The following is a 23,556-nucleotide window of genomic DNA, read 5'->3' as shown; positions in this document are numbered from 1 at the left end:
CCCCGGTTACGGTGTTCTTTGCACACCAGATAAACGCGAGCGCACAAACGCGATGTCCGCATTCAATCCAGCAATGGACAGCAAGGAGTAGTTATTTTCCAGAATGTAGGTATTGCAAAATCCAAGACGTTCAATAGTGTCGATAATTCCTGCGACATTGCCCTCACCCCGCCCAAGGGGAACATTGTCATACGCTGGCAAGATACCGTCCTTCACATGCACTTGATCAAGCAGATAGGGATGGACTGAACAAAGAATTTCTTCAACCGAATGTCCCCAACGCAACGGGTTGAAGATATCCAGCAAGATTCTGAAGTTTGGTTCATCTACCTGATGCACTAGTGCTGATTGATGCCCCGCGGACAGACTGTTTTCGCTGGCGATCATCACCGGCAGTCCCCGAACGGCGCGGCACAGTCGCCGGAAAAACGTAGCGGTCGCGGCGAAGTCACTCGCCTGCACTATTTCATTTTTGTTGAAGCTGGGAATATAAACGGCAGGCACTTCCAGAAACGCCGCTTGCTTGACAATATGCACGGCACTTTCAAAAAACTCGGTTTGAAACCTGCGTGCGCCCTGCTCGTTCAGTCCGAACGCCTCAACCAGGTTCAAGCCGATGGCACTGACTTTATGGCTACCGCTGTAGCCACCCAGGCCTACATTCAGGGCTTGTTCATTATTGACTGGACATGCCCTCAAAAGACGCAGTTGCGCCAATGTCTGAACGCCAGCATGCAGCACCAGTTGTTGGGGCAACACAGCAGGCTGGCAGGATTGGGGCAAACTCCAGGTTGCGCAGCCCAGATCAGTCATTATTGACAGCCAGGTAAGTGACAGCCTGTTGCAGTTGCTCAAACGTCAGCTCTTGCCACTGCTCCAAGTAGCCGACCGCGCCAATCGCGACGGGAATAACCAGATTCAGCGCACCAGCACGATGGGCAACCACCGCGGCCAGGGAATCATAAAGTGCCGGGGTATTCACTTCAGCCGGGACGCTGACGCGCAGCCCTACGCTCTTAAGGGTATTGACGATCAGATCGCAGGTTTGCCAGGCAAGTATCGAGCGTTGGGCACTGATGACAGCCGACAACGCAATATCGATTGCGACCGCTTCACCATGGCTGATTTTATAGGCAGTCGCTGCCTCGATATGAGGGCTGAATGTGTGGCCGAAGTCGACATAGCGCTGATAGCTGTCAAGCTCATACAGATTCTCCGACAGCTCCGTCAGCATGCCCGCTACCGACCGATCAATCGCGTCCCAGCCCACACCGCCCTGAAGCTTTTCCTCATGCAGGGTCGTTGAGACGTTGACCAACTGCCGGAACAGTACTGGATCCTTGATGACGGCTATCTTGATCGCTTCGGCAAACCCTGCTTTCAAATGCTCTACCGCTAGCGTTTTTAAAAAGCTGGGACACACAATGGTGTACTCCGCCGGATAAAACGAACCGAGGACACTTTTTTTCCCTTCATAGTTAATGCCGTTCTTGATGCCGACTGCTGCGTCAATCATGCCAATGAATGTCGTCGGTATTTTTATGCACCTGACCCCACGCCTGTAAATGGACGCGGCAAAGCCGACAATATCCAGGCATACGCCGCCGCCAATTGCGATAATCTGGCCATGGCGGGGCAAATTGATCTGTTTGGCTAATCGACAGACCTCGAGCGACATAGTGATATCTTTATTTTCCTCGGTAACGGCAAGTTCGAAAAAACACACCCGCTCGCCGCACTCGAGCTGGGAAAACTTTCGACGAATGGCCTCGCCATATAATGCATTTACAGTTGGCGTATAAATCACCATGGCGCAGCGTGTATCAATGAGTGATCCGAGTAACTCAGATGAGTCGAACATGACATCACACGATAAAAAAATCTTGTACTCTCTCAAGAGTGTTGAGCTGATCGCGTAGCGATTTTCGAATTGCTTTAGTTCAGACGCTGAATGCCATCTGTTTTCAAAGTTTGTTGAGTTGCTCATGAGTTCTATTGCTCCTTGTTCATTAACAACGAATCAAACCCTCGTGAAGTAGCCGCCTCAGGCACTGATGCTGTGAAAACAGGATGTTTAATAACAAGGTAGGCCGCGTAACTGCTGACCAGTGCCTGGGACAAAAACGCCAGATTGGATAACAGGCACAAACGCTGCAAGGTCACTTGGCCAGCGTCGATCAGCAGATACAACGGCACGATGAATATTGCCAAACGCGTGCAAATCGCCAGCAGCGACCAGATGGTTCGCCCGGCCGCTTGCAATATGGAACTATTGATATGGCTTAATCCCGATGTGACGAAATTCAAGGCCAGGCACGCCAGCACATAAGTTGCGTCATCGAGAACCTGAAGGTCGCTGGAAAAAAACGACACCAGGCTATGTCCCCATAGGTTACATACCCACGTCAGGCAGCCCATCACGCTGGTCACCAGCGCGAATGCGACAACGTATATTTCTTTGACCTTTCGCCTGTTACCCGCGCCGATATAGTACGCAGCGACTGGCACGCAACCGTGCGCCACGGAAACAGACGGAATAAAAAGTGCCTGGATGAGCATCAGGCTTATACCGATCGCCGCTTGCACAGGCGCACCTAACTTTGCAGCGGCCCAATACATCAGCGCGGTGTACATATAAATAACGAGGGTTTCCAGACCGGCAGGCAGCCCGACTGAAAAGATCCTTCTGGCAGTCGAGTATTCCCACCGAAACGCCATTGGTGGTTGGGCAAACTGACGGTAGCGATCAAATGCTCTGCGAAGAATTATCAACACAGCAACCCCGGTGGCGACCGTTGTAGCCAGGCCGGCGCCGAAGGTGCCCAAGCCATTGACACCCGGCACGCCGAAAATCAACAAAGGCGCCAGGACAAGATTGATGGGGACCGAAACACATTGAGCGATCAAAGGCCCATAGGGTTCGCCGGCGGCACGTAACCCGAAAGTCGCGACAGTCATGACTATCTGCAGGGCCAATCCTGGTATGTACCCGTTCAAGTAGGACTCGCCAAGCTCTTGGGCCGCCGCGCCCGAGGCCAACCTGGAAAGCATGTGAGCCCCGCCCATGTATCCGGCAGCGACCACAGCGCAACTGCAAAGAACAGCCATCAGGCCCGCATGGACAAAGATCCGTCGCGCCAGTGCAAATTGGCCGGCCCCCAGTGCCTGACCAATCAACGCGACCGCCCCGATACCCAAGAGTTGCCCAAGCATGCCGGTGAGCAGCGCGGCAGTGGCAGTCGACGTGACGCCTGCGACTGCATTTGCCCCCAAGTGGCTGACAAAGAACAAATCGATAAGCAAATATAACGATTGGATAACGATGCCGACGGCAATGGGCACTGACATATAAGAGATGCTTTTGGCAACGCCCAGATAACTTGCAAACATGGTTTATCACTCTAGTGAGGCCGCGCCAGCTTAAACTGCCGTGCTGCGGCGCTAATGGACAAAGCATACTTCGCAACGAAGTCAGCGCAACTACCAAACTTGGTAGTTGCAGGGCGAGAGCCTATTCAGCAGGATAAATATCATGCTACCGGCTATTATCTACCCTAGGAGAAAGTTGATATGAATCATGGCACTTACGACAGTATATTAGACATGATCTTATATCACGTGAACTCCACGCCTGATCGTATCGCCGTCAAATGCGGTGCGCAGCACTTGACCTATCGACAGTTGGACCAGCAGGCAGATCTGATTGCCGGTTACCTGGAGCATAACGACGTTCCACGCAATGCTATTGTTGCAGTCGCCATGGAAAGAACCGTCCAGCTAATGGCTGTCTGCCTGGGGATAATGAAGCATGGCTGTGCCTATCTACCCATTGACATCGACAACCCTGAGCACAGAATCAAAAACATTCTGGATAACGCCGGGGTTGAATGTATTTTCAGCGATGCAGAGTCATTCCCTCGTCAGGGCTTTTGCGCCATGACCGTCAACCCACACACAATTTTCAGCCAAGCCTACCCTCGTAAAAACATCAGCGGGCCACGACCCAGTACGTGCGCCTACTGTATTTACACCTCTGGCTCCACCGGCGCCCCCAAAGGCGTACTGATCAGCCACGGCGCGTTATTGAACCATACGCATTGGTTCATAGAAGCGTTCGCTGTCAACGAGGCTGACATCATCTTGCAACGCACTTCGATAGCGTTTGATGCGTCGGTCTGGGAGCTATGGACGGGGCTGGCGGCCGGCGCATGTACCGTCATGCTCCCCGCAGCTTATGCCAAGCATCCGCTGGGGATTTTGCTGACACTGCAGAGAGAACATATAACCATCGCCCAGTTTGTACCTACACTGCTGCGCGAGCTGGTGAGGCTGAGGCAATTCGAACACATCCCCTGCCGGCTGGTATTTTGTGGTGGTGAGTCATTGACCTGGGAGTTGGCGGACCTGTTCCTGGCGAAAACCCGCACCCCGTTGGTCAACCTGTATGGGCCTACCGAGACCACTATAGACGCGACCTTCTGGCGGGTGAACCCAGATGCCGACAGGGCGTTGCCTGCCCCCATCGGCCAGCCCATTCGCGGTATGCAGGTATACCTGCTGGATGAGCAGGGGAAACCTGTTGCTCTACCGCATCAAGAAGGCGAAATAGTCATTGCGGGACCGGGTGTCGCCATTGGCTACGTCAACAGCCCTCATGAAAATGAGCTGCGCTTTACATCGCTTAACCTCGATGGACACGCTCTGCGAACTTACAAAACGGGCGATATTGGCTTTTTTTCCACCACAGGCGATCTTCACTACCTGGGACGTCGCGATAGCCAGTACAAAATCAACGGGCACCGAGTAGAGCTTCTGGCTATAGAGGAAATCGTGCAGCAGACGCCCGGCGTGCACAGCGCCGCCGCCTACATTGATACGCTCGTCAGCGCAGAAAAACAGATTTGCGTGGCGTTTGTGCCACAGGGCGATACGGATACACACGCCGTTGAGCAACGCATCAGGCAGGCCCTCTCCCTTCAGCTCCCGTCCTATATGCACCCCAGCCGAATCCAGGCACTGAGCGAACTGCCACTGTTGCCCAATGGCAAAATCAACCATAACACTTTGCGTGAACTGGCTTTTCAACCGGATACCGGCCCCACCGAAATCGACGCGCAAACCTCGACGGCCGTGCAATTGCAGTCCATCTGGACGGAAGTACTCAATCAGCAAACGATTTCCTCTGACAGCCACTTTTTTGAACGCGGGGCGACCTCCCTCTCGGTGATGATGCTGCTGGGCAGGATTGCGAACCTGTTCAACGTCTATCTGAGCCCCAAGGATATTTTCGATCATCCGGTTCTGGCTCAACAAGTGACGCTACTCGGCGAAGGTGCCAGCCATGGCGCTGAAAACGCTATGTTGCTCGACGCTTATGCCTGGCGCCGACGAGTGGGTGAACAGACGCCCGGGCTGGCTCAGTTGGAGATACTGGATAAACCCGCGCAAACCCCGGCCTACTTGGAAAATGTAGTGCTGGCGTTCTACATTAAGGGCACTTGTTCAGCGATCAGGGTGCGCGAGGCATTTGCTACGGTACTGGCACAGCAACCGGCACTGCGCTGCAGCTTCACGCTAAACACACACGGCCAGTGGCGTCGCACGCAGCACGTTATCGATGATTTCCCATTGCCGTTTCACGTCATCAACCTTGAGCCGCAAAACCAGTCCGACGACACCGTTACAGACCTAGTGGTGCAAGCTTCACTGACCGCCTTCGACTTGAGCAGCCCCCCGTTGATCCGGGCCACTTATATTCAGTGCCCTGAGGCCAATGATGTGCTGATTATCACTGCTCACCACATTGCCTTCGATGGCTGGTCAGGCGCGGTGCTGATGGACCAGCTATGCGCACACTATCAGGCACCCATGGGCAGCGTCGCACCTGAGCAGATCGTGCATTGCCTCAGCTACTCAGACTATACGGATGCCCAGCATCAACGCTTTACCGAGAAGTTGCTGGACAAGCATCTGGATTTCTGGCGACAGGCACTCGAACATTTACCCGAACCTTTTGCCTTGCGCGGAGCGGGCCAGCGACCGGACGCGTTTACGTTTCGCAGCGCGGTCATCCCATTGAACCTGGATGCGCAGTACGCCGCTATAGAACGCCTGTGCAATCGCAGCGGATTCAGCCTGTACACCATCATCCTGAGCGCATTCCTGGTGGCACTGGCCCGAAACACCGACACCGAGGATCTGTATGTGCGCTCACCAGTCGCCAATCGGATCGATGCGGCCCTTGAATCGGTGGTGGGGTACTTCGTTCATCCCATGGTGATCAGACCCAAGCTTAGCCACTGGTCACCTTCCCTGCACCTTCTTGAGCAGATCAATCACTGCGTGCTCGATGCCTACGGCCATGCGTTGTTGCCTCCACACTTATTTGAAGCCAACTGCTCACCACGCTCCAGTGCCTATGGGTCCCGGTTTCCCTACTGGTACAACCACCATAACTACCCGTCAAGGCAGCGCCAATTGGGTGACGCGCCGTTGCGGGGGATCGGCGTGCCGTCCACAGGCATCAAGACCGATGTGTCCCTTAACACGGTGCGCACCGACAGCGGGCTGATCGGCAGTCTGTCCTATTACCGCGATGGGATCTCGCAGGTGAATGCCCAGGCGTTGTTGGCGGATTTCCACCAAGCATTGGATCAATTGCTGACCATCGCCTAGTGGCAACCGGCACTGTCGCCGTGTCGATGCACCTTTTTACAGGGACGATCATTGTAATGGGCCACTTTACTGAAACCGCTGACAGACCTGACGCTTCGCTGGTTTTATACCCGGATGAGCTGCCTGAGCATAAAGACCGGGTCATTTCCCTTAATGGGCGCTGCGAAGCGGTACGGCAGCTGGGCGGCATGACCTTCTTGCGCGTGGCCAGCCACTATTTTTCATTACAAGTGATTGTCCTGGATGCGGCGCTGCGGGATGCCACGGCGCAGATTCGCCAGGCAGACATCATTTCAGTCAGTGGCCGCTTGAGAATCAGACCGGATGTGCTCAAGGAGAGCGTCGACCCGCGAACTCATCCGAATCAGTACGAGGTGGTTCTGGAGCAATTTTCGATTCTTTTGCCAGCGCAAAAAATCGACTTCGTGCCGAGCTCGAAAGCAAAAAACCATCACTTTCACCGGCATCGCCGGCACCAGAACAGTCAACTCGTTGCACTGATCAAGCTGCACCTGGAACGCCAGGGTTTTGTGCAACTGCCACCGCCCGCGTCACTGGGCTTTCATGAACAGCAACGGGTTCGCGAGTTGGTCGCCCTCTGCGACAGCAGCGAATGTGATTCGCCGTTGTTCAGTGCCTATACGACCGAACAATTAATGTTTGGCACCCAGCGGTTCTACTTCTTTATCGACGGCGCCGGCAACCTGCCTGACCTGCTACACGTTGTGATTGCTCATCACCAATGCGGTCCTGACGGCTATGAAGGGATATTGAGCGCCATCGCCCGGCAGGTCGTGGAGTTGCTCGCCCCCGACACGCCTTGGCGACTGGATGCGGCCCGGCCACACTGGCCTGCACTGATGCTGCAGACCCAGCCTTCGATGCACATCACAGGCCACACTGGCGACCGGCAATCCCTCGAACCCTCTGGGCAATGGGCTGCAGGACAACGGATCGCCATGCGCAGACGCCTCAAGAGTGCCCTGCCCCCCTTGGACGACATGGCTTCAACCTTGAGCGTGTCACTGGACGCACTCAGGCAGAACCTGGAGGCGGCCTGTCCGCCCAAACGAGGCAAAGTACTCGCACAAGAGCTTCAGCCGGGCTCCCAGCCCGAACACGCCGAGTCCTATGAGGCATATTCAAAACTGGAATCCGAACACCAGATGCTGTTGGTCGAGCAATCCCTGCAGGGGTTCAACCCCTCGCAGCACATTGCAACTGCCCGCACCTCAGCCCAGGCAGCGTTGCGCTACATGGAACCGGCCCTGGATCACTACGGTATCGACCCGGGCATGGCGCAACGCTTTCTCTCGCTCCAGGCACAACTGCATCCAGACTCCAGCGGCCCCGCTTGCCCTGTGGAATTGTTCCAATTGCTGTGGACCGTACTGGGCAACCCATCAGCCAAGCGCCTGCTTGACAGCAACGCCCACCGTGATCGTCTACTGGCGGTATTCGTCGATCAAAGAATCCTGACGGACGTTCGCCAGCTCGTGTTTATCCACCCCGGCGCAATTGACGCACTGGGAAGCCTGTTTGAACACATACGCGACAAAGATACCCTGGGGCGCCTTCGCACACTTCTGCGCAGTGTAATTGCCAGAACCCCGACTGAACTCGCCACTTTACTGACGACCCTGGGCGCGATGTCCCCCGCTGACGCAATCGCCGCCATCGCACAGACCAAAAAACTCGAAAACGCGGTGAAACATGGTCTGACTACGCCTTACTGGCTGTCACGATGCCTGGACTGCGACGACCCTTCGTCCCTCGTAAATGAGCTGTACCTGAACAATCTAAAAGCCAGCCAGCGCGTATTGGGCAACCATCCGCTATTGCCCTCGTCGACGGGGAATGAAGGTGATACCCAACCGTCGCTCGCAGAGACGATCTATACCCTGTTCAGGCCAATTACCGCCGGCATCAGTGATCTGCAACAAACGCTGTGCGAGTTACGGGATCATTGCGGGCACGTAGAGCGTGCAGGCTTGAAACGATTCAACCGAGGCTTCGTACCGCATTTGCAAGGCTATCGCTATTTCATCAATCAAGAGCGCAAGCCTTATGACCGCCTCCGAATTTATCTTTCAAAAAATGCAGCGTCTTTTTTTGCCAAATCAACGACGGGTATCTGTACCGACATCAACCGCGGGCTGTTCGAAAGAGACGATCACTTTCACCTGAATATTTTCAGCGAGCGACGGGGGCGCCTGGTGGGCAATGTACAACTGTATACCCTGACCATTGGCAACGAGCCTGCTCTGCTGATTCGCGGCATCAACCCGATCAAGCATTACGCGACCAACGCACTCGTCGATGAACTCCTCGATTGCATCATCGCCTGCGCCACTGACCTTGCTGCCGAAAATGCCTACGCCATGGTGTGCGTTGCACACCAGAACGGCCTCTGGAACTCTAACTCCAATCGCCCAGAGTTGCGTGCTGCCCTGGCGCGACGCTTGGCACACACTGAGCCATTGACGCTTGACCACCCTTTTCACCTTTATACTTACTACCGCACCCCCATCTACCTGTCTGACGTCTATCCGCTATGGCGATCTACGGCGCAAACGCAAAAACTCTCTATCTAGAGACTAAAGCCTCATAAAAGAGACTGTGCGTTGTCACAGACGGCGCCGCAGCGCGTGCTTTGGAAATCGAGTTGGTTTGATCACACCCCGCCAGCACACAGTCTCACAATGGAGACAGCGCCTGAATTAACATCCATTAAATCGTTATTTTTCAAACAGTTATACGCTTGGCACGCATTTAGCTATAGCGTTTCCCAGTGTTACCCCACAACAATAACAATCCGATGGAGACACACCATGAGTGTGATCATTGCCCTGGCCGCGCTCGCGCTGCTGATGCTGGCCGCCTACCGTGGCTATAGCGTTATCCTGTTCGCCCCCATCGCCGCCCTTGGCGCGGTGCTGCTCACCGACCCGTCCGCTGTCGCCCCTGCCTTTACCGGGGTGTTCATGGAAAAGATGGTCGGTTTTATCAAGCTGTATTTCCCGGTATTCCTGCTCGGTGCGGTGTTCGGCAAGCTCATTGAGCTGTCGGGGTTTTCGCGCTCGATCGTCGCCGCCGCGATCCGCTTGCTCGGCACGCGCCAGGCGATGCTGGTGATTGTGCTGGTCTGCGCCCTGCTCACCTACGGTGGCGTGTCGCTGTTCGTGGTGGTGTTTGCGGTGTACCCGTTTGCCGCCGAGATGTTCCGCCAGAGCAATATCCCCAAGCGCCTGATCCCGGCGACCATCGCCCTCGGTGCGTTCTCGTTCACCATGGACGCCCTACCCGGTACGCCGCAGATCCAGAACATCATCCCCAGCACCTTCTTCAACACCACCGCCTGGGCGGCGCCGTGGCTAGGGCTGATCGGCACGATCTTCGTGTTTTGCGCCGGTATGCTCTACCTCGCACGCCAGCGCAACAAGGCCCAGCGCGCCGGTGAAGGTTATGGCACCGAGTTGCGCAATGAGCCCGAAACCGCCGACAACCTGAGCCTGCCCAACCCGTGGCTCGCGTTGTCGCCGCTGATCCTGGTGGGGGTGATGAACCTGTTGTTCACCCACTGGATCCCGCAGTGGTACGGCAAGACCCACAGCCTCAGCCTGCCGGGCATGAGCGCGCCGGTGACCACCGAAATCGCCAAGCTCACCGCGATCTGGGCGGTGCAGGCGGCGTTGCTGGTGGGGATTGTCGTGGTGCTGGTGTTCGGCTTCTCGGCGATCAGGAGCAAGCTGGCCGAAGGCAGTAAAAGTGCGGTCAGCGGTGCGCTGCTAGCGGCAATGAACACCGCCTCGGAATACGGCTTTGGCGCAGTAATCGCCTCGCTGCCAGGCTTTCTGGTACTGGCGGACTGGCTCAAGGGCATCCCCAACCCGCTGGTCAACGAAGCGATCACCGTGACCTTGCTGGCCGGTATCACCGGCTCCGCTTCCGGCGGCATGAGCATCGCCCTCGCCGCGATGTCCGAGAGCTTCATTGCAGCCGCCCACGCGGCCAATATCCCCCTTGAGGTGCTGCACCGGGTCGCGGCCATGGCCAGCGGCGGCATGGACACCTTGCCCCACAACGGCGCAGTGATCACCCTGCTGGCCGTCACCGGGCTGACCCACCGCGAAGCCTACAAGGACATTTTTGGCATCACGATCATCAAGACCCTTGCGGTGTTCGTGGTGATCGGCACTTTCTACGCCACCGGCATTGTGTGAGGTTTTCATGACAACTTTGAATGGCAAGACCGCCCTGGTCACCGGCTCCACCAGCGGCATCGGCTTAGGGATTGCCCTGAGCCTGGCCAAGGCCGGCGCCAACCTGATTCTCAACGGCTTCGGCGACGCCAGCGCGGTGATCGCCCAGGTACAGGCGTTTGGCGGCAAGGTCGGGCATCACCCGGCAGACGTCAGCGACCCCGCGCAAATCGCCGATATGCTCGCCTACGCCGAGCGCGAGTTCGGTGGCGTGGACATCTTGGTCAACAATGCCGGTATCCAGCATGTGGCAGCGGTAGAAGACTTCCCTGTGGAGCGCTGGGATTCGATCATCGCCATCAACCTGTCCTCGGTGTTCCACAGCACACGCCTGAGCTTGCCGGGCATGAAGGCCAAGGGCTGGGGGCGCATCGTCAATATCGCCTCGGTGCATGGGCGAGTCGGCTCAGTGGGCAAGGCGGCGTATGTGGCGGCCAAACATGGGGTGATCGGCCTCACCAAGGTGGTGGGCCTGGAAACCGCCACCAGCAATGTCACCTGCAACGCCATCTGCCCCGGCTGGGTGCTGACGCCGCTGGTACAGAAGCAGATTGATGATCGCGTGGCTACCGGGGTCGACCCACAGCAAGCGCAGCAGGATCTCCTGGCGGAGAAACAGCCGTCGCTGGAGTTTGTGACGCCGTCGCAGCTCGGGGAGCTGGTGTTGTTCTTGTGCAGTGAAGCCGGTGCCCAGGTGCGCGGCGCGGCCTGGAACATCGATGGTGGCTGGCTGGCCCAGTAAACCCGTGATGATCGTTCCCACGCTCTGCGTGGGCACGCAGACCGGGGCGCTCCGCGCCCCAAAGCGGACGCAGAGCGTCCAGTCAGGCATTCCCACGCGAAGCGTGGGAACGAGAAGAGGCAGCTTATGTCCGACATCCTCTGGCAACCGTCCCCGGAACGCATCGCCAACACGCGCATGGATCAGTTCCGCCGCTTCATCAACCAGCGCCACGGCGTGCAGCTCCACGACTACCCCGCCCTGCACCAATGGAGCATCGACCAACGCCCGGACTTCTGGCAGGCGATTGTCGCGTTCTTTGACGTGCAGTTTCGCAGCCCGCCCACGGTGACCCTGATCGAAGACATCGAGATGCCCAGCGCCCAATGGTTTCCCGGCGCCACCCTGAACTTTGCCGAACACCTGTTGCGCCGCCGCGACGATCATCCTGCTGTGGTGGCTGTCAGCGAAGACGGCCAACGTGAACAATTGAGCTATGCGCAGCTGGCGGAACACGTGGCCGGCCTGCAAAAAAGCCTGCGGGCGGCAGGGGTCGGCCTGGGTGACCGGGTGGCCGCGTGTATGCCCAACACCTGGCAAACCCTGGTCGGCATGCTCGCCACCACCAGCCTCGGTGCGATCTGGTCGTGCTCCTCGCCAGATTTCGGCACCCAGGGCGTCATCGACCGCTTCGGCCAGATCGAGCCCAAGGTGCTGATCACCTGCGCAGGCTACCGCTATGCCGGCAAGCGCATCGACCAGAGCGCCAAGCTCAATGAAATCCTCGAACGCCTGCCCTCCCTGCAACAGCTGATCATCGTGCCTTACGCCAAGCCCGAGGCGCAGGCTGGGGACTACGCCACCCACGCCCATGTTGCGCTGTGGGACGACTTCTACCAAGCCTGCGGCGAACCCGAATTTGTCGCGGTGCCGTTCGATCACCCGCTGTATATCCTTTATTCCAGCGGCACCACCGGCATCCCCAAGTGCATCATCCACGGCACGGGCGGCGTATTGCTGACGCACCTCAAGGAACACGGCCTGCATGCCGACCTGAACCGCGAGGACTGCCTGTTCTACTACACCACCTGCGGCTGGATGATGTGGAACTGGCTGGTGTCGGTGCTGGCGATCGGCGCCACCGCGGTGCTGTACGACGGCTCGCCGTTCCATCCCGGCCCCGAACGCTTGATCGACCTGATCGATGCGGAAAAAATCAGCGTGTTCGGCACCAGCCCCAAATTTCTCGCCACCCTGGAAAAATCCGGGTTGCAGCCGCGCTTGAGCCACGACCTGGGCAGCCTCAAGGGTCTGATTTCGACCGGCTCGCCGTTGTCGCCCCAGAGTTACGACTACGTGTACCGCGAGATCAAGGCTGAGCTGTGCCTGTCCTCGATGTCCGGTGGCACCGACATTGTCTCCTGCTTTGTGATCGGCAACCCGGTGCTGCCGGTACGGCGCGGTGAAATGCAGTGCAAGAGCCTGGCCATGGCCATCGAAGTGTGGGACGACCAGGGCCGGCCCCTGATCGGGGAGAAAGGCGAACTGGTGTGCACCCGGCACTTCCCTGCCATGCCCATCGGGCTGTGGAATGACCCGCAACAGCAAAAACTGCGCGCCTCGTATTTCAGCCAGTTCCCCGGCGTGTGGGCACAGGGTGACTATGCCGAGCAACGCGCCAACGGCAGCCTGTTGATCCACGGGCGTTCCGATGCGGTGCTCAACCCCGGCGGCGTGCGCATTGGCACCGCCGAGATTTATCGCCAGGTGGAAAAGGTCCCGCAGGTGCTGGAAAGCCTCGCCATCGGTCAACGCTGGCAGGACGACGTGCGCGTGGTGCTGTTTGTGCGCCTGGATGATGGAATTGAACTGGACGAGGCGCTGCAACAGCAGATCCGCCAGGTGATTCGCGCCAACACCACACCGCGGCACGTGCCGGCGAAGATCCTCGCTGTCACGGATATCCCCCGCACCATCAGCGGCAAAATCGTCGAATTGGCGGTGCGCAATGTGGTGCATGGCGAGCCGGTGAAAAACACCGATGCCCTGGCCAACCCCCAGGCACTGGAGCAATTTCGCCACAGAGCTGAGCTGGCCGATTAGATGAAAGGTTTCAGCGCTGACACAGCGTTTTGAAGAAAAACCCTCAAGGCATGCTATTTTTCCGGGGTAGCCACCCGTTGTCGTTCCTTGGGACAATGGGTGTTGTCATTTTTCAAAGCGTCAGGCTCAGGGCTTTTTATGAATGGAACATCCACCGGTAGCGAAGCCGCTGCATTGATCAGGCGGCTGGACTGGGCGCAAAGCCCCCTCGGTGAGGCCACTGAGTGGCCGCAAAGCCTGCGCACTGCTGTCGATATCGTCGTGCATTCACCCATGCCAATGGTGCTGCTGTGGGGCCCACACCTCATACAACTCTATAACGATGGCTTTGCCCACCTGATAGGCGGCAAGCACCCCGGCGCTCTGGGCCAGCCGGCGCACCACACTTGGCCCGAACTGGAAAGCTTCGCCGCGCCGGTCTACGACGCCGTGCTCGGCGGCCAGGTGCGCACCTTCAGCGAGCAACGCTTTGTGCTGCAACGCGAGGGCCGCGACACCGAGATATGGCTCGACCTGACCTACAGCCCGGTGCGCGATGAAAGCTGCCGGGTGGCCGGCATCCTGGTCACGGCCATTGAAACCAATGAGCGGCGCAGCAAAACCCTCGAACTGCAACAGCGCTCCGAAGCCAGCCTCAAGGCCCAGCACAACACCGAGCAGCGCCTGCAACTGGCACTGGCGGCCACCGACGCGGTAGGCACCTGGGACTGGGATATCGGCGAAGACCGTTTCATCGCCGACGCCCATTTCGCCTACCTGCATGGCGTCGACCCCAACGATTCGAGCCTGCTGCCCATCAGCGCCTACCTGCATGGTGTGCACCCTGAGGACCGGGGAACGGTGACGCGCAGCATCAAGCATTGCATTACCCATGGCACCGAATACGCCGAGGAGTATCGCTTGCTGCAAGCCGACGGCCAGGTGCGCTGGGTGTTCGCCCGTGGCCGCTGCTACAAGGATCAACAGGGCCGGCCTGCGCGTTTCCTCGGCGCCGCGCTGGACCTCACCGAGCGTAAAAACACCGAGCAAGCCCTGCGCCAGAGCCAGACCGAGCTGCAACTGATCATCAACGCCATGCCGGTGTTGATCGGCTACGTTGACCACGACCAGCGCTTTCGCCTCAACAACAGCGCTTACCTGGACTGGTACGGCAAGACGCCCCAGGAGCTGTACGGCAAAACCATCCGCGAAGTACTTGGCGACGAGGTGTATGCCGGGCGCGCAGACAAGATTGCCGCCGCGCTCAAGGGCAAGGCGTGCAGCTTCATGACGGTGACGCCTCATCGCGATGGCCGCCCGCGCCATGCACTGATGAAGTACCTGCCGCGCTTTAGCAGTGACGGCTCGGTGAATGGTTTCTACATCTTTGTGATCGACGAGACCGAACGCAAGCTCACCGAAGAAGCCCTGCGCCACCTCAACGAGAACCTTGAAGAACGCGTGGCCCAGCGCACCCAGGCGCTGGCCGAAGCCAACCAGCGCCTGCAAAACGAGATGTTCGAGCGCGAGCGTGCCGAAGATGCCCTGCGCCATGCGCAGAAGATGGAAGCGGTCGGCCAGCTCACCGGCGGTATCGCCCATGACTTCAACAACATGCTCACCGGCATCATCGGCAGCCTCGACCTGATGCAGCGTTACATTGCCGCCGGACGCAGCGACGATATCGGCCGTTTTGCCGATGCCGCCGTGTCCTCCGCCCACCGCGCCGCCGCCCTCACCCACCGGCTGCTGGCGTTCTCGCGACGCCAGTCGCTGGACCGTCGCCCCACCGACCCCAACCAACTGGTGGCGTCCCTGGAAGACCTGTTCCGGCGCACCAAGGGCGCGCATATCGAACTCAAGGTAAAACTGGGCAAGGACACCTGGCCGGTGAACACCGATGCCAGCCAATTGGAAAACGCCCTGCTCAACCTGGTGATCAACGCCCGCGACGCCATGCCCGACGGCGGCGAGCTGCTGATCGAAACCGCCAACAGTTACCTGGACGGCACCGACATCACCACCCTGGAACCGGTCAAGGCCGGCGACTATGTGATGCTTGGCGTGAGCGACAACGGCAGCGGCATGGCGCCGAAAATCCTCGCCAAGGCGTTCGACCCGTTCTTCACCACCAAACCCATCGGCCAAGGCACTGGCCTTGGGTTGTCGATGATCTACGGTTTTGCCCAGCAATCCGGCGGCCACGTGACCATCCAGAGCGAACCGGGCCAGGGCACCTGCGTGCGCCTGTACCTGCCGCGGTTGTATGGCACCGCACTGGAAAGCAGTCTGCCTACCAGCCTGACCGAAGCCCCCGTGGCCCTGGCCGGTGAAGCGGTGGTGGTGGTCGAGGACGACCCAGCGGTGCGCATGCTGGTGGTCAATGTACTCGACGAACTGGGCTATACCGCGCACCAGGCGGCGGATGCGCGTGCGGCGCTGCCGTTGCTGGAATCGGATTTGCGCGTGGACTTGCTGGTGACCGACGTTGGCTTGCCCGGCATGAACGGCCGGCAACTGGCGGAAATCGCCCGCCAGCATCGCCCCGGCCTGCGCGTGCTGTTCATGACCGGTTATGCCGAGAAAGCCGCCGAACGCCAGGGGTTCCTGGAGGACGGCATGGACATGGTCGCCAAGCCTTTTTCCATTGACCTGTTGGCCAACAAAATCCGTAGCATGATCGGCGTCGAGGCCTGAGTTCAGGCATAATCGCGCGCCGTCGCACAGCTGGTAGAGCCCCATGAAAGCCCAAGCCCGTCATATCCTGGTGAAAACCAGCGAAGAAGCCGAACAACTCAAGCAGCGTATTGCCAAAGGCGAAGCCTTTGATGTGCTGGCCAAGAAGTACTCCACCTGCCCGTCGGGCAAACGCGGTGGTGACCTGGGCGAAGTGCGGCCCGGGCAGATGGTGGGGGCGATTGATGCGGTGATCTTCAAGAAACCGGTGAAGGTGGTGCACGGGCCGATCAAGAGCAAGTTTGGCTATCACCTGGTGCAGGTGTTTTACCGCGATTGAGTGGATGGCTTCAGTCCGCTATCGCAGGCAAGCCAGCTCCCACATCCGATCGTTCCCACGCTCTGCGTGGGAATGCCTCACTGGACGCTCTGCGTCCGTTTCTGGGACGCGGAGCGTCCCGGGCTGCGCTCCCACGCAGAGCGTGGGAACGATCAGTGATCATCTCGGTATCAGCGCCCCCGGCACCTGAATCACCCGGCTCGCCAACCGATGCCCCGCCAGTGCGGCGTCTTGGGGCGAACCACCGTTGAGCCGACTGGCCAGATACGCCGCACTGAACGAATCCCCCGCCGCCGTGGTGTCCACCACCTTCTCCACTTTCAACGCCGGCACCGCAAAGCGCTCGCCCGCGCAACGAATCAGGCACGCATCCGCTCCCCGCTTGAGCACTACTTCTGCAATCGAGGGATACGCCGCAAACACCTGCTCGCTATCCTCGTAGCCGAACAACGCGCGTTCGTCATCCTCGGTGAACAAGGCAATGTCCACTGCGGCCAACACCCTGCGATACGCCTCACGGGCCGTTTGCACATCGGCCCACAGCCTGGGCCGGTAGTTGTTATCGAACACCACCTTGGCGCCACGCTGGCGGGCTTCGATCAGCGCCTGCAGTAAGCGCTCACGCCCGATGTCTCCCAGCACCGCCAGGGTAATGCCACTGAAATACACCACGTCATAGCCCGGCAATGCCGCCAGGACCGGCTCGGCGGCAGGCGTGGTGAAGCAGTCGCGCACGGCCGCTTCGTTGCGCCAGTAGAGGAATTTACGTTCGCCCTGGGCATCAGTCTGGATGCAATACAAGCCCGGCAGGCGCCCAGGCAGACGCTGGACCCTGCCCAGGCCAAGGCCTTCGGCGTGCCAATGCTCACACATGGCATCGCTGAAGCTGTCATCGCCCAGGGCGGTGACGTAGTCAACGCTGCCGGCATCGCCCAGCTCGCGACGCAGGTACACCGCAGTGTTCAGGGTGTCGCCGCCGAAGCTCTGGTGCAGGCTGCCGTCGGCGCGGTGTTGCAGTTCGATCATGCATTCGCCGATGAGGGCGATGCGGGGGTGGGTGTTCATGGCAAAGTTCTCAGGTGTGCTGGAGGGCCCCATCGCGGGCAAGCCCGACTCCCGCATTCGACTGCATTCCTTCAGTTAAAACGCGGTCACTGTGGGAGCTGGCTTGCCTGCGATAGCCGCGACTCGGTCTAGAAGCAGGTACGCAGAGACTCAACCACCTGCAACTGCTCATCCACCAGGCACCCCACCTGCCATTTATCAAAGGTCAGGCAAGGGTGGGACGTACCAAAGGAAATGATGTCGCCAATGCGCAATTCCACCTCCGGTGCCACAGTCATGAACGCATGCTGGTCCATTACCGCCGTGACCTTGCACCCGCTCACATCATCACCTTGCGCCGGCACGATCCCGGCCTTGTAGCGCTTGAGTGGCACCGGCAAACCGGCGTCGTAGGCCACGTCGCGCTTGCCCAGGGCAACCACCGCAAAACCAGGCTCCGGCAACGACTGCACATGCGCCCAGACTTCCATTGCCGGGCGCAGGCCCTCGTTGAGGTCGCTGCGGCGTTCGAGTACACAGCACTGCGCCTCTTTGTAGATGCCATGGTCGTGGGCCACGTAACTGCCTGGGCGCAACACGCTGAGGAAACGGCCGGCGGCGTTCTGCGTTTCGAACGACTCGGCGATCAGGTCGTACCAGGCCGAGCCCGATGCGGTGATGATCGGCGTGGGCAGGTCGAACAGGCCGCTGTCTTGCAGCTCGACCGCCAGGCTCACCAGGCTGGCGGCGAAGGCGCGGATACCACTGATGGCGTGCTCGCCGTGGATCACGCCTTCGTAACCCTCGATACCGGTGAGGGCCAAGGCCGGCTGGGCCTGGACCGCCTTGGCTAGGTCGCGCACTTGCTGCTCGCTGCGACAGCCGCACCGGCCACCGACCACGCCATACTCGATCATCACATTGAGGCGCTGACCACGGGCGGCGAAGAACAGGCCCAGGTCGGCAACGTTGTCCGGGTGATCGACCATGCAATGAAAGTCAAAATCCTTGTCGGCCAGCAGGTCCGCGATCAAGGCCATGTTCGCTGCGCCCACCAGTTGGTTGGCCATCAGCACGCGACGCACGCCGCTGGCGTAGGCGGCGCGGGTCTGCACGGCGGTAGCCAGGGTGATGCCCCAGGCACCGGCGGCGATCTGGCGCTGGAACAGCGCGGGCATCATGCTGGTCTTGCCGTGGGGCGCCAGCTCGGCGCCGCTGCTGCGGACAAAGTCCTGCATCCAGCGGATGTTATGTTCCAGGGCGTCACGGTGCAGCACCAGGGCCGGCAGGCTGACATCGCGAACCAAATGGGCACCGACGGCAGCGGCACCTTTTTCAACGGCGTTGAGGGCAGACATGGAAAACTCCTATTCGTTGATGCGCCGGGCCAGGCTGTTGGCACTGTCGATCAGTACCCGGCGATAGTCGTGGTAGTTTTTACTCGCATCAGCCCGGGGGGCGACGATGCACAGAGTCGCGATGCTGATGCCCTGGGCATCGCGCACCGGGGCGGCAAAACAATGGGTGAAGGTGTCGGCCACACTGTCGAAGGAGAAGAACCCATCCAGGCTGGCCTGGCGGATCTGCGCCAGGAAGGTGTCCAGCGGCAGGCGCAGGCCGTCCGGCAGGATGAAATCGTCGGGGTCGATCAGGTCGACGATCTGCTGATCGCTCAAATGCCCCAGCAACAAGCGCCCCGAGGCGGTCCAGGGAATGGGGGCGTTTTCACCGATATCCGAAGAAATACGGAAATGCCGCTGGCCCTCGCGCATCAGCGCTACCGTGTATTTGCGCCCGTTGAGCAGGCACATCTGTGCGGTTTCGTGGGTCTGGCTGACGATCTCCTGCAAGGCGTGGTCGGCCTCGCGGGTCAGGTCAAAGTGACGCAAGTGTGCCTGGCCAAGGAAATACAGCTGACGCCCCAGGTACACGTGGCCTTCCTTGCCCACGGTTTCCAGGATGCGCCGCTCCAGCAACGACGCCACCAGTTCGTAGACCGTGGATTTGGGGCTGCCGATGCCGCTGGCAATATCATTCGGGCGCAGGGGCTGGCCGATTTCCTTGAGAAAATCGAGGATATCGAACGCACGGTCCAGGCCTTTGGCGCGGCGTTTGATGGTGTCTTCGGTCATGGCAGTACTCGGTCCCGTTCCAGATGATCGTTCCCACGCTCTGCGTGGGCATGCATGCGGTGACGCTCTGCGTCACAAGCGCGGACGCAGAGCGTCCAAGGCGGTATTCCCACGCAGAGCGTGGGAATGATCAGTTAGGCCTTTTTCTTGTAGGCCACGCAATCAATCTCGACCTTGCAATCGACCATCATATTGGCCTGCACACAGGCACGCGCCGGGGCGTGTTCCGGGGTGAAGTATTCGCCGAACACCTTGTTGAAGCTCCAGAAGTCCCGTGGGTCTTCCAACCATACGCCCACCCGAACCACATCCTTGAGCTCGTAGCCGGCTTCTTCGAGGATCGCCACCACGTTGCGCATCGTCTGGCGGGTTTGCTCGATGATGCCGCCATTGATGATTTCACCGTCCACCGCAGGTACCTGGCCCGACACGTACAGCCAGCCATCGGCTTCCACAGCGCGGGCGAACGGGCGTGGCTGGCCGCCACCTGCGGTGCTGCCGGTGCCGTAACGAGTAATGCTCATATAGTTGCTCCTTGTTAAAAACGAATGTTCTTGAGAAATTCCGCCAGTCGCGGCGACTGCGGCCGCTCGAATATATCTTTCGCGCTGCCCCGCTCTTCAATGCGGCCCTGGTTCATGAACACGATCTGGTCCGAAACTTCATAGGCAAAGCGCATCTCGTGGGTGACCAACAACATGGTCATGCCCTCCTCCGCCAGCCCCTTGATCACGCTGAGCACTTCGCCCACCAACTCCGGGTCGAGGGCCGAGGTGACTTCATCGAACAGCATCAGGCTGGGGTTCATGGCAATGGCCCGGGCAATGGCCACACGTTGTTGCTGGCCGCCGGACAATTGGCCGGGAAAGTGATTGCGGCGTTCCAGCAGGCCGACGCGGTCCAACCATTTTTCGGCCAGGGCTACCGCTTCATCCTTGCCCATCTTCTTGACCTTGAGCAAGCCGAGGGTAACGTTCTGCAGCGCAGTCAGGTGCGGGAACAGGTTGAATTGCTGGAACGCCATGCCGGTCATTGCGCGGTACTGGGCGATCACCCGCTCCGGGTGGCGTACGCGCTTGCCGCCAACATCGCTGTAACCAATGGACTCGCCATCCAGGGTGATCTGCCCGCCCTGGAACTCCTCCAGCAGGTTCACGCAGCGCAGCAAGGTGGTCTTGCCCGAGCCGCTGGAGCCGATCAACGTCACCACATTGCCGCGCTGCATGGACAGGTCGACGCCCTTGAGCACTTCCACCTGGCCGTATTGTTTACGCAGGCCACGAATGTCCAGCAGCGCTGGGTTGGTTTGAGCTTGGTTCATGGCAAGGCCACCCGTTTTTCAATGTAGCGCCCGAATAATTCGATGGCGTAGTTGATGACAAAGAACAGAAAACCGGCGAACAGGTAGAACTCCAGGGTCATGAAGGTGCGCGCGATCACCTGCTGAGTACTGAGCAGCAATTCGGCCACGCCGATCACCGACAGCAAGGTGGAAGCCTTGACAATTTCCGTGGAGGAATTGACCCAGGTCGGCAAAATCTGCCGCAGCGCCTGGGGCAACAGCACGTAGCCCAGGGACTGATAAAACGTCAGGCCAATCGCCTTACCCGCTTCCATTTGCCCACGGGGAATGGCTTGCAGCGCGCCGCGCACGATTTCCGATACATGGGAGCCACAGAACAAGGTGAGCCCGACCGCACCGGCCTGGAACGCACTGATTTGCCAGCCAAGGGCCGGCAGCATGTAGAAACACGCCAACACCAGTACAAACACCGGCGTGCCACGGATCAAATCGACATACAGACGGAACGGCGCGCGCATCCAGAATTTGCCGTAGGTGAGGATCAACCCGGCGACGATGCCGATCAGGGTGCCAAAGACAATCGCCAGCGCCGAGACCGCCACGCTGGCCTGGAAGCCAGCCCAAAGGGTCTCGCGGGCGATCCACAATTCATGCAGCCAACTGGGGGATTCGTACATGGGACCCTTCCTTAACGACGGATAGCCAAACGCTGTTCCAGGTAACGGAGCAGCATGGCAATCAGGTAACAGGCAGCCACGTAGAGCGCGGTCGTGACCAGCCAGGTTTCAATCACCCGATAGCTTTCGACGTTGATCTTGCGGGCGTAATAGGTCAGCTCCGGCACCGCGATCGCAGCGGCCAGGGAGGTGTCCTTGAACAGCGAGATAAAGTTGTTCGACAGCGCCGGCAGCACGTTGCGCAGCATTACCGGCACGGTGATGTAAGCGCGAATTCGCCACTCCCCCAGGCCGATGGCCAGGCCGGCTTCCCGCAAACCCTTGGGAATATTCACCAGGCCTGCGCGGAACACTTCGGTGAGATAGGCACCGGCATACAACGACAGGGTGATGATGAACGAGGGAATCTTATCCAGGCGAATACCCAGGGAGGGCAAGGCGAAGTAGATCAACAGGATCAACACCAGGATGGGGGTGTTGCGCACCACCGTCACATACACCGAGGCAAGAATACGCAACGCACGGTGCCTGGAGAGCATGGCAAACGCCATCAACAGGCCGATCACGCAGCCGATGGCGATCGACAGCAACGCCAACTGCAACCCCAGGCCGAGCCCCGCCAGCAAGGTGTCGAAATCACGCCAGACGGCGGCAAAGTTCAACTGATAGTTCATGGTCAGCAGCACCTGAAGGGGGCGTGTTCAGGCACGCCCCTATTGTTGCGGGTCACTTGAATTCCACGGGAAAACCAATCGCCGGTTCTGGCAGATCCACGCCAAACCACTGCTTGAACGAGGCTTTATAGGTGGGGAACTCCACACCGGTCATGGCTTCGTGCAGCGCGGTATTGACGAAGTTCAACCAGTCCTGGTCGCCGCGCTTGACCGCGCAGGCGTAGGTTTGCGGGCTCCAGGCGTAGGTGGGGCTGCGGTAGCGGCCAGAGTTCTGCACCATCAGGTATTTGACCGAGGACTGATCGGTGGCGGCGGCATCGGCGCGACCTGAGTTCACGGCCTGGTACATCAAGTCGACACTGTCGTACTGGTCGACCTTGGCCTTGGGCAGCGCCTGGTGCACCAACTCTTCGGCGTATACGTTTTGCAGCACTGCCACGGTAACGTCATCACCTGCGGCTTGGAGATCTTCGATTTCCTTGTACTTGCTGTTGTTCGGCAGCAGCAGGCCGACGCCTTCCCGGTAGTACGGCAGGGTGAAGGCCACCTGCTGCGCACGGCTGGCGGTGACGGTGATGAACTGGCAGCTCATGTCGACCTTGTCGGTGAGCAGGTTGGGAATACGTGCATCGGACGACTGCACCACAAACTCCACCTTGCTCGGGTCATTGAACAAGCCTTTGGCCACGATGCGGCCGATGTCGATATCAAATCCCTGCAACTTGCCATCCGCTCCCTGGAAGTGCCACGGCGCATTGGTACTGCCTGTACCTACGATCAAGTGCCCACGCTTGAGCACATCATCGAGCTTGCTGTCCGCCGCCTGCACCAGGCTGGCGAAGGAAGCCGATGCAGCGACGAGAAAAACACACGCTTTGAATACGGAAGGTCGGTGATGCATGACAAGCACTCCAGGGATTGTGTATTCCGCTATACCGGAACTTGGTATGTAACAACGGAATAGACAGCA

General features: G+C 59.1%; 18 protein-coding genes. 7 read left to right on the top strand and 11 right to left on the bottom strand.

The features are described from left to right. Positions 1-6 precede the first annotated feature (6 nt). The 3 genes from AC4PS6_RS18500 to AC4PS6_RS18490 are packed head-to-tail and all read right to left on the bottom strand — an operon-like array spanning position 7 to position 3,390. Complete coding sequence (locus AC4PS6_RS18500; protein WP_050587249.1) at positions 7-813, bottom strand: sugar phosphate isomerase/epimerase family protein; 807 nt, start codon at positions 811-813, stop codon at positions 7-9. Next, a complete protein-coding gene (locus tag AC4PS6_RS18495; RefSeq protein WP_050587250.1) occupies positions 806-1,987 on the bottom strand; it encodes a 3-dehydroquinate synthase family protein in 1,182 nt (393 codons plus the stop codon). Before AC4PS6_RS18495 ends, AC4PS6_RS18500 begins: the two co-directional genes overlap by 8 nt. A 5-nt stretch (positions 1,988-1,992) precedes the next feature. Beyond that, positions 1,993-3,390, bottom strand: coding sequence for an MATE family efflux transporter (locus tag AC4PS6_RS18490; protein ID WP_032903864.1), 1,398 nt, complete (start codon positions 3,388-3,390; stop codon positions 1,993-1,995). 180 nt (positions 3,391-3,570) lie between these two features. Here AC4PS6_RS18490 and AC4PS6_RS18485 point away from each other — a divergent pair, with 180 nt between their 5' ends. The 7 genes from AC4PS6_RS18485 to AC4PS6_RS18455 all read left to right on the top strand — a co-directional run bounded on the left by AC4PS6_RS18485 (position 3,571) and on the right by AC4PS6_RS18455 (position 16,756). Continuing rightward, complete coding sequence (locus AC4PS6_RS18485; protein ID WP_032903865.1) at positions 3,571-6,675, top strand: non-ribosomal peptide synthetase; 3,105 nt, start codon at positions 3,571-3,573, stop codon at positions 6,673-6,675. 20 nt (positions 6,676-6,695) lie between these two features. After that, complete coding sequence (locus AC4PS6_RS18480) at positions 6,696-9,269, top strand: single stranded DNA-binding domain-containing protein (protein ID WP_146051507.1); 2,574 nt, start codon at positions 6,696-6,698, stop codon at positions 9,267-9,269. A gap of 237 nt (positions 9,270-9,506) precedes the next feature. Then, positions 9,507-10,898 (top strand): GntP family permease, encoded by a 1,392-nt coding sequence (locus AC4PS6_RS18475; protein WP_032903867.1) that lies wholly within the window; start codon positions 9,507-9,509, stop codon positions 10,896-10,898. A 7-nt stretch (positions 10,899-10,905) separates the two neighbouring features. Next, positions 10,906-11,679: a 3-hydroxybutyrate dehydrogenase gene (locus tag AC4PS6_RS18470; protein WP_032903869.1), complete on the top strand. Its 774-nt coding sequence runs from the start codon at positions 10,906-10,908 to the stop codon at positions 11,677-11,679. Between the two features lie 126 nt (positions 11,680-11,805). Further along, positions 11,806-13,761: an acetoacetate--CoA ligase gene (locus AC4PS6_RS18465; protein WP_336826305.1), complete on the top strand. Its 1,956-nt coding sequence runs from the start codon at positions 11,806-11,808 to the stop codon at positions 13,759-13,761. Positions 13,762-13,899: 138 nt separating this feature from the next. Next, positions 13,900-16,437, top strand: coding sequence for a PAS domain-containing hybrid sensor histidine kinase/response regulator (locus AC4PS6_RS18460; protein ID WP_032903871.1), 2,538 nt, complete (start codon positions 13,900-13,902; stop codon positions 16,435-16,437). Between the two features lie 43 nt (positions 16,438-16,480). Continuing rightward, positions 16,481-16,756 carry a peptidylprolyl isomerase gene (locus AC4PS6_RS18455; RefSeq protein ID WP_003174397.1) on the top strand — a complete coding sequence of 92 codons (276 nt, stop codon included), beginning with the start codon at positions 16,481-16,483 and terminating at the stop codon, positions 16,754-16,756. A gap of 159 nt (positions 16,757-16,915) precedes the next feature. Here the strand turns inward: AC4PS6_RS18455 and AC4PS6_RS18450 are convergent, their stop codons facing one another. The 8 genes from AC4PS6_RS18450 to AC4PS6_RS18415 form a co-directional block, all read right to left on the bottom strand. Beyond that, positions 16,916-17,821 carry a sugar kinase gene (locus AC4PS6_RS18450; protein ID WP_032903896.1) on the bottom strand — a complete coding sequence of 302 codons (906 nt, stop codon included), beginning with the start codon at positions 17,819-17,821 and terminating at the stop codon, positions 16,916-16,918. A gap of 128 nt (positions 17,822-17,949) precedes the next feature. Beyond that, a complete protein-coding gene (locus AC4PS6_RS18445; protein WP_072434466.1) occupies positions 17,950-19,158 on the bottom strand; it encodes an amino acid deaminase in 1,209 nt (402 codons plus the stop codon). Between the two features lie 9 nt (positions 19,159-19,167). Further along, complete coding sequence (locus AC4PS6_RS18440) at positions 19,168-19,932, bottom strand: IclR family transcriptional regulator (RefSeq protein WP_014718201.1); 765 nt, start codon at positions 19,930-19,932, stop codon at positions 19,168-19,170. A gap of 134 nt (positions 19,933-20,066) precedes the next feature. After that, positions 20,067-20,456 (bottom strand): RidA family protein, encoded by a 390-nt coding sequence (locus AC4PS6_RS18435; RefSeq protein ID WP_003191822.1) that lies wholly within the window; start codon positions 20,454-20,456, stop codon positions 20,067-20,069. A 14-nt stretch (positions 20,457-20,470) separates the two neighbouring features. Continuing rightward, entirely contained in the window at positions 20,471-21,253 is a 783-nt protein-coding gene (locus AC4PS6_RS18430; protein ID WP_336826298.1) for an amino acid ABC transporter ATP-binding protein, read from the bottom strand. Next, positions 21,250-21,912 (bottom strand): amino acid ABC transporter permease, encoded by a 663-nt coding sequence (locus AC4PS6_RS18425; protein ID WP_014718199.1) that lies wholly within the window; start codon positions 21,910-21,912, stop codon positions 21,250-21,252. Before AC4PS6_RS18425 ends, AC4PS6_RS18430 begins: the two co-directional genes overlap by 4 nt. A gap of 11 nt (positions 21,913-21,923) precedes the next feature. Further along, positions 21,924-22,586 carry an amino acid ABC transporter permease gene (locus tag AC4PS6_RS18420; protein ID WP_019817612.1) on the bottom strand — a complete coding sequence of 221 codons (663 nt, stop codon included), beginning with the start codon at positions 22,584-22,586 and terminating at the stop codon, positions 21,924-21,926. Between the two features lie 52 nt (positions 22,587-22,638). Then, positions 22,639-23,487, bottom strand: a complete 849-nt coding sequence (locus tag AC4PS6_RS18415; RefSeq protein WP_336826295.1) for a transporter substrate-binding protein — start codon at positions 23,485-23,487, stop codon at positions 22,639-22,641. Positions 23,488-23,556: the final 69 nt, after the last annotated feature.

It is taken from the genome of Pseudomonas sp. DW-iso17, assembly GCF_058725345.1.
This window is presented reverse-complemented; position numbering and strand designations above follow the sequence as displayed.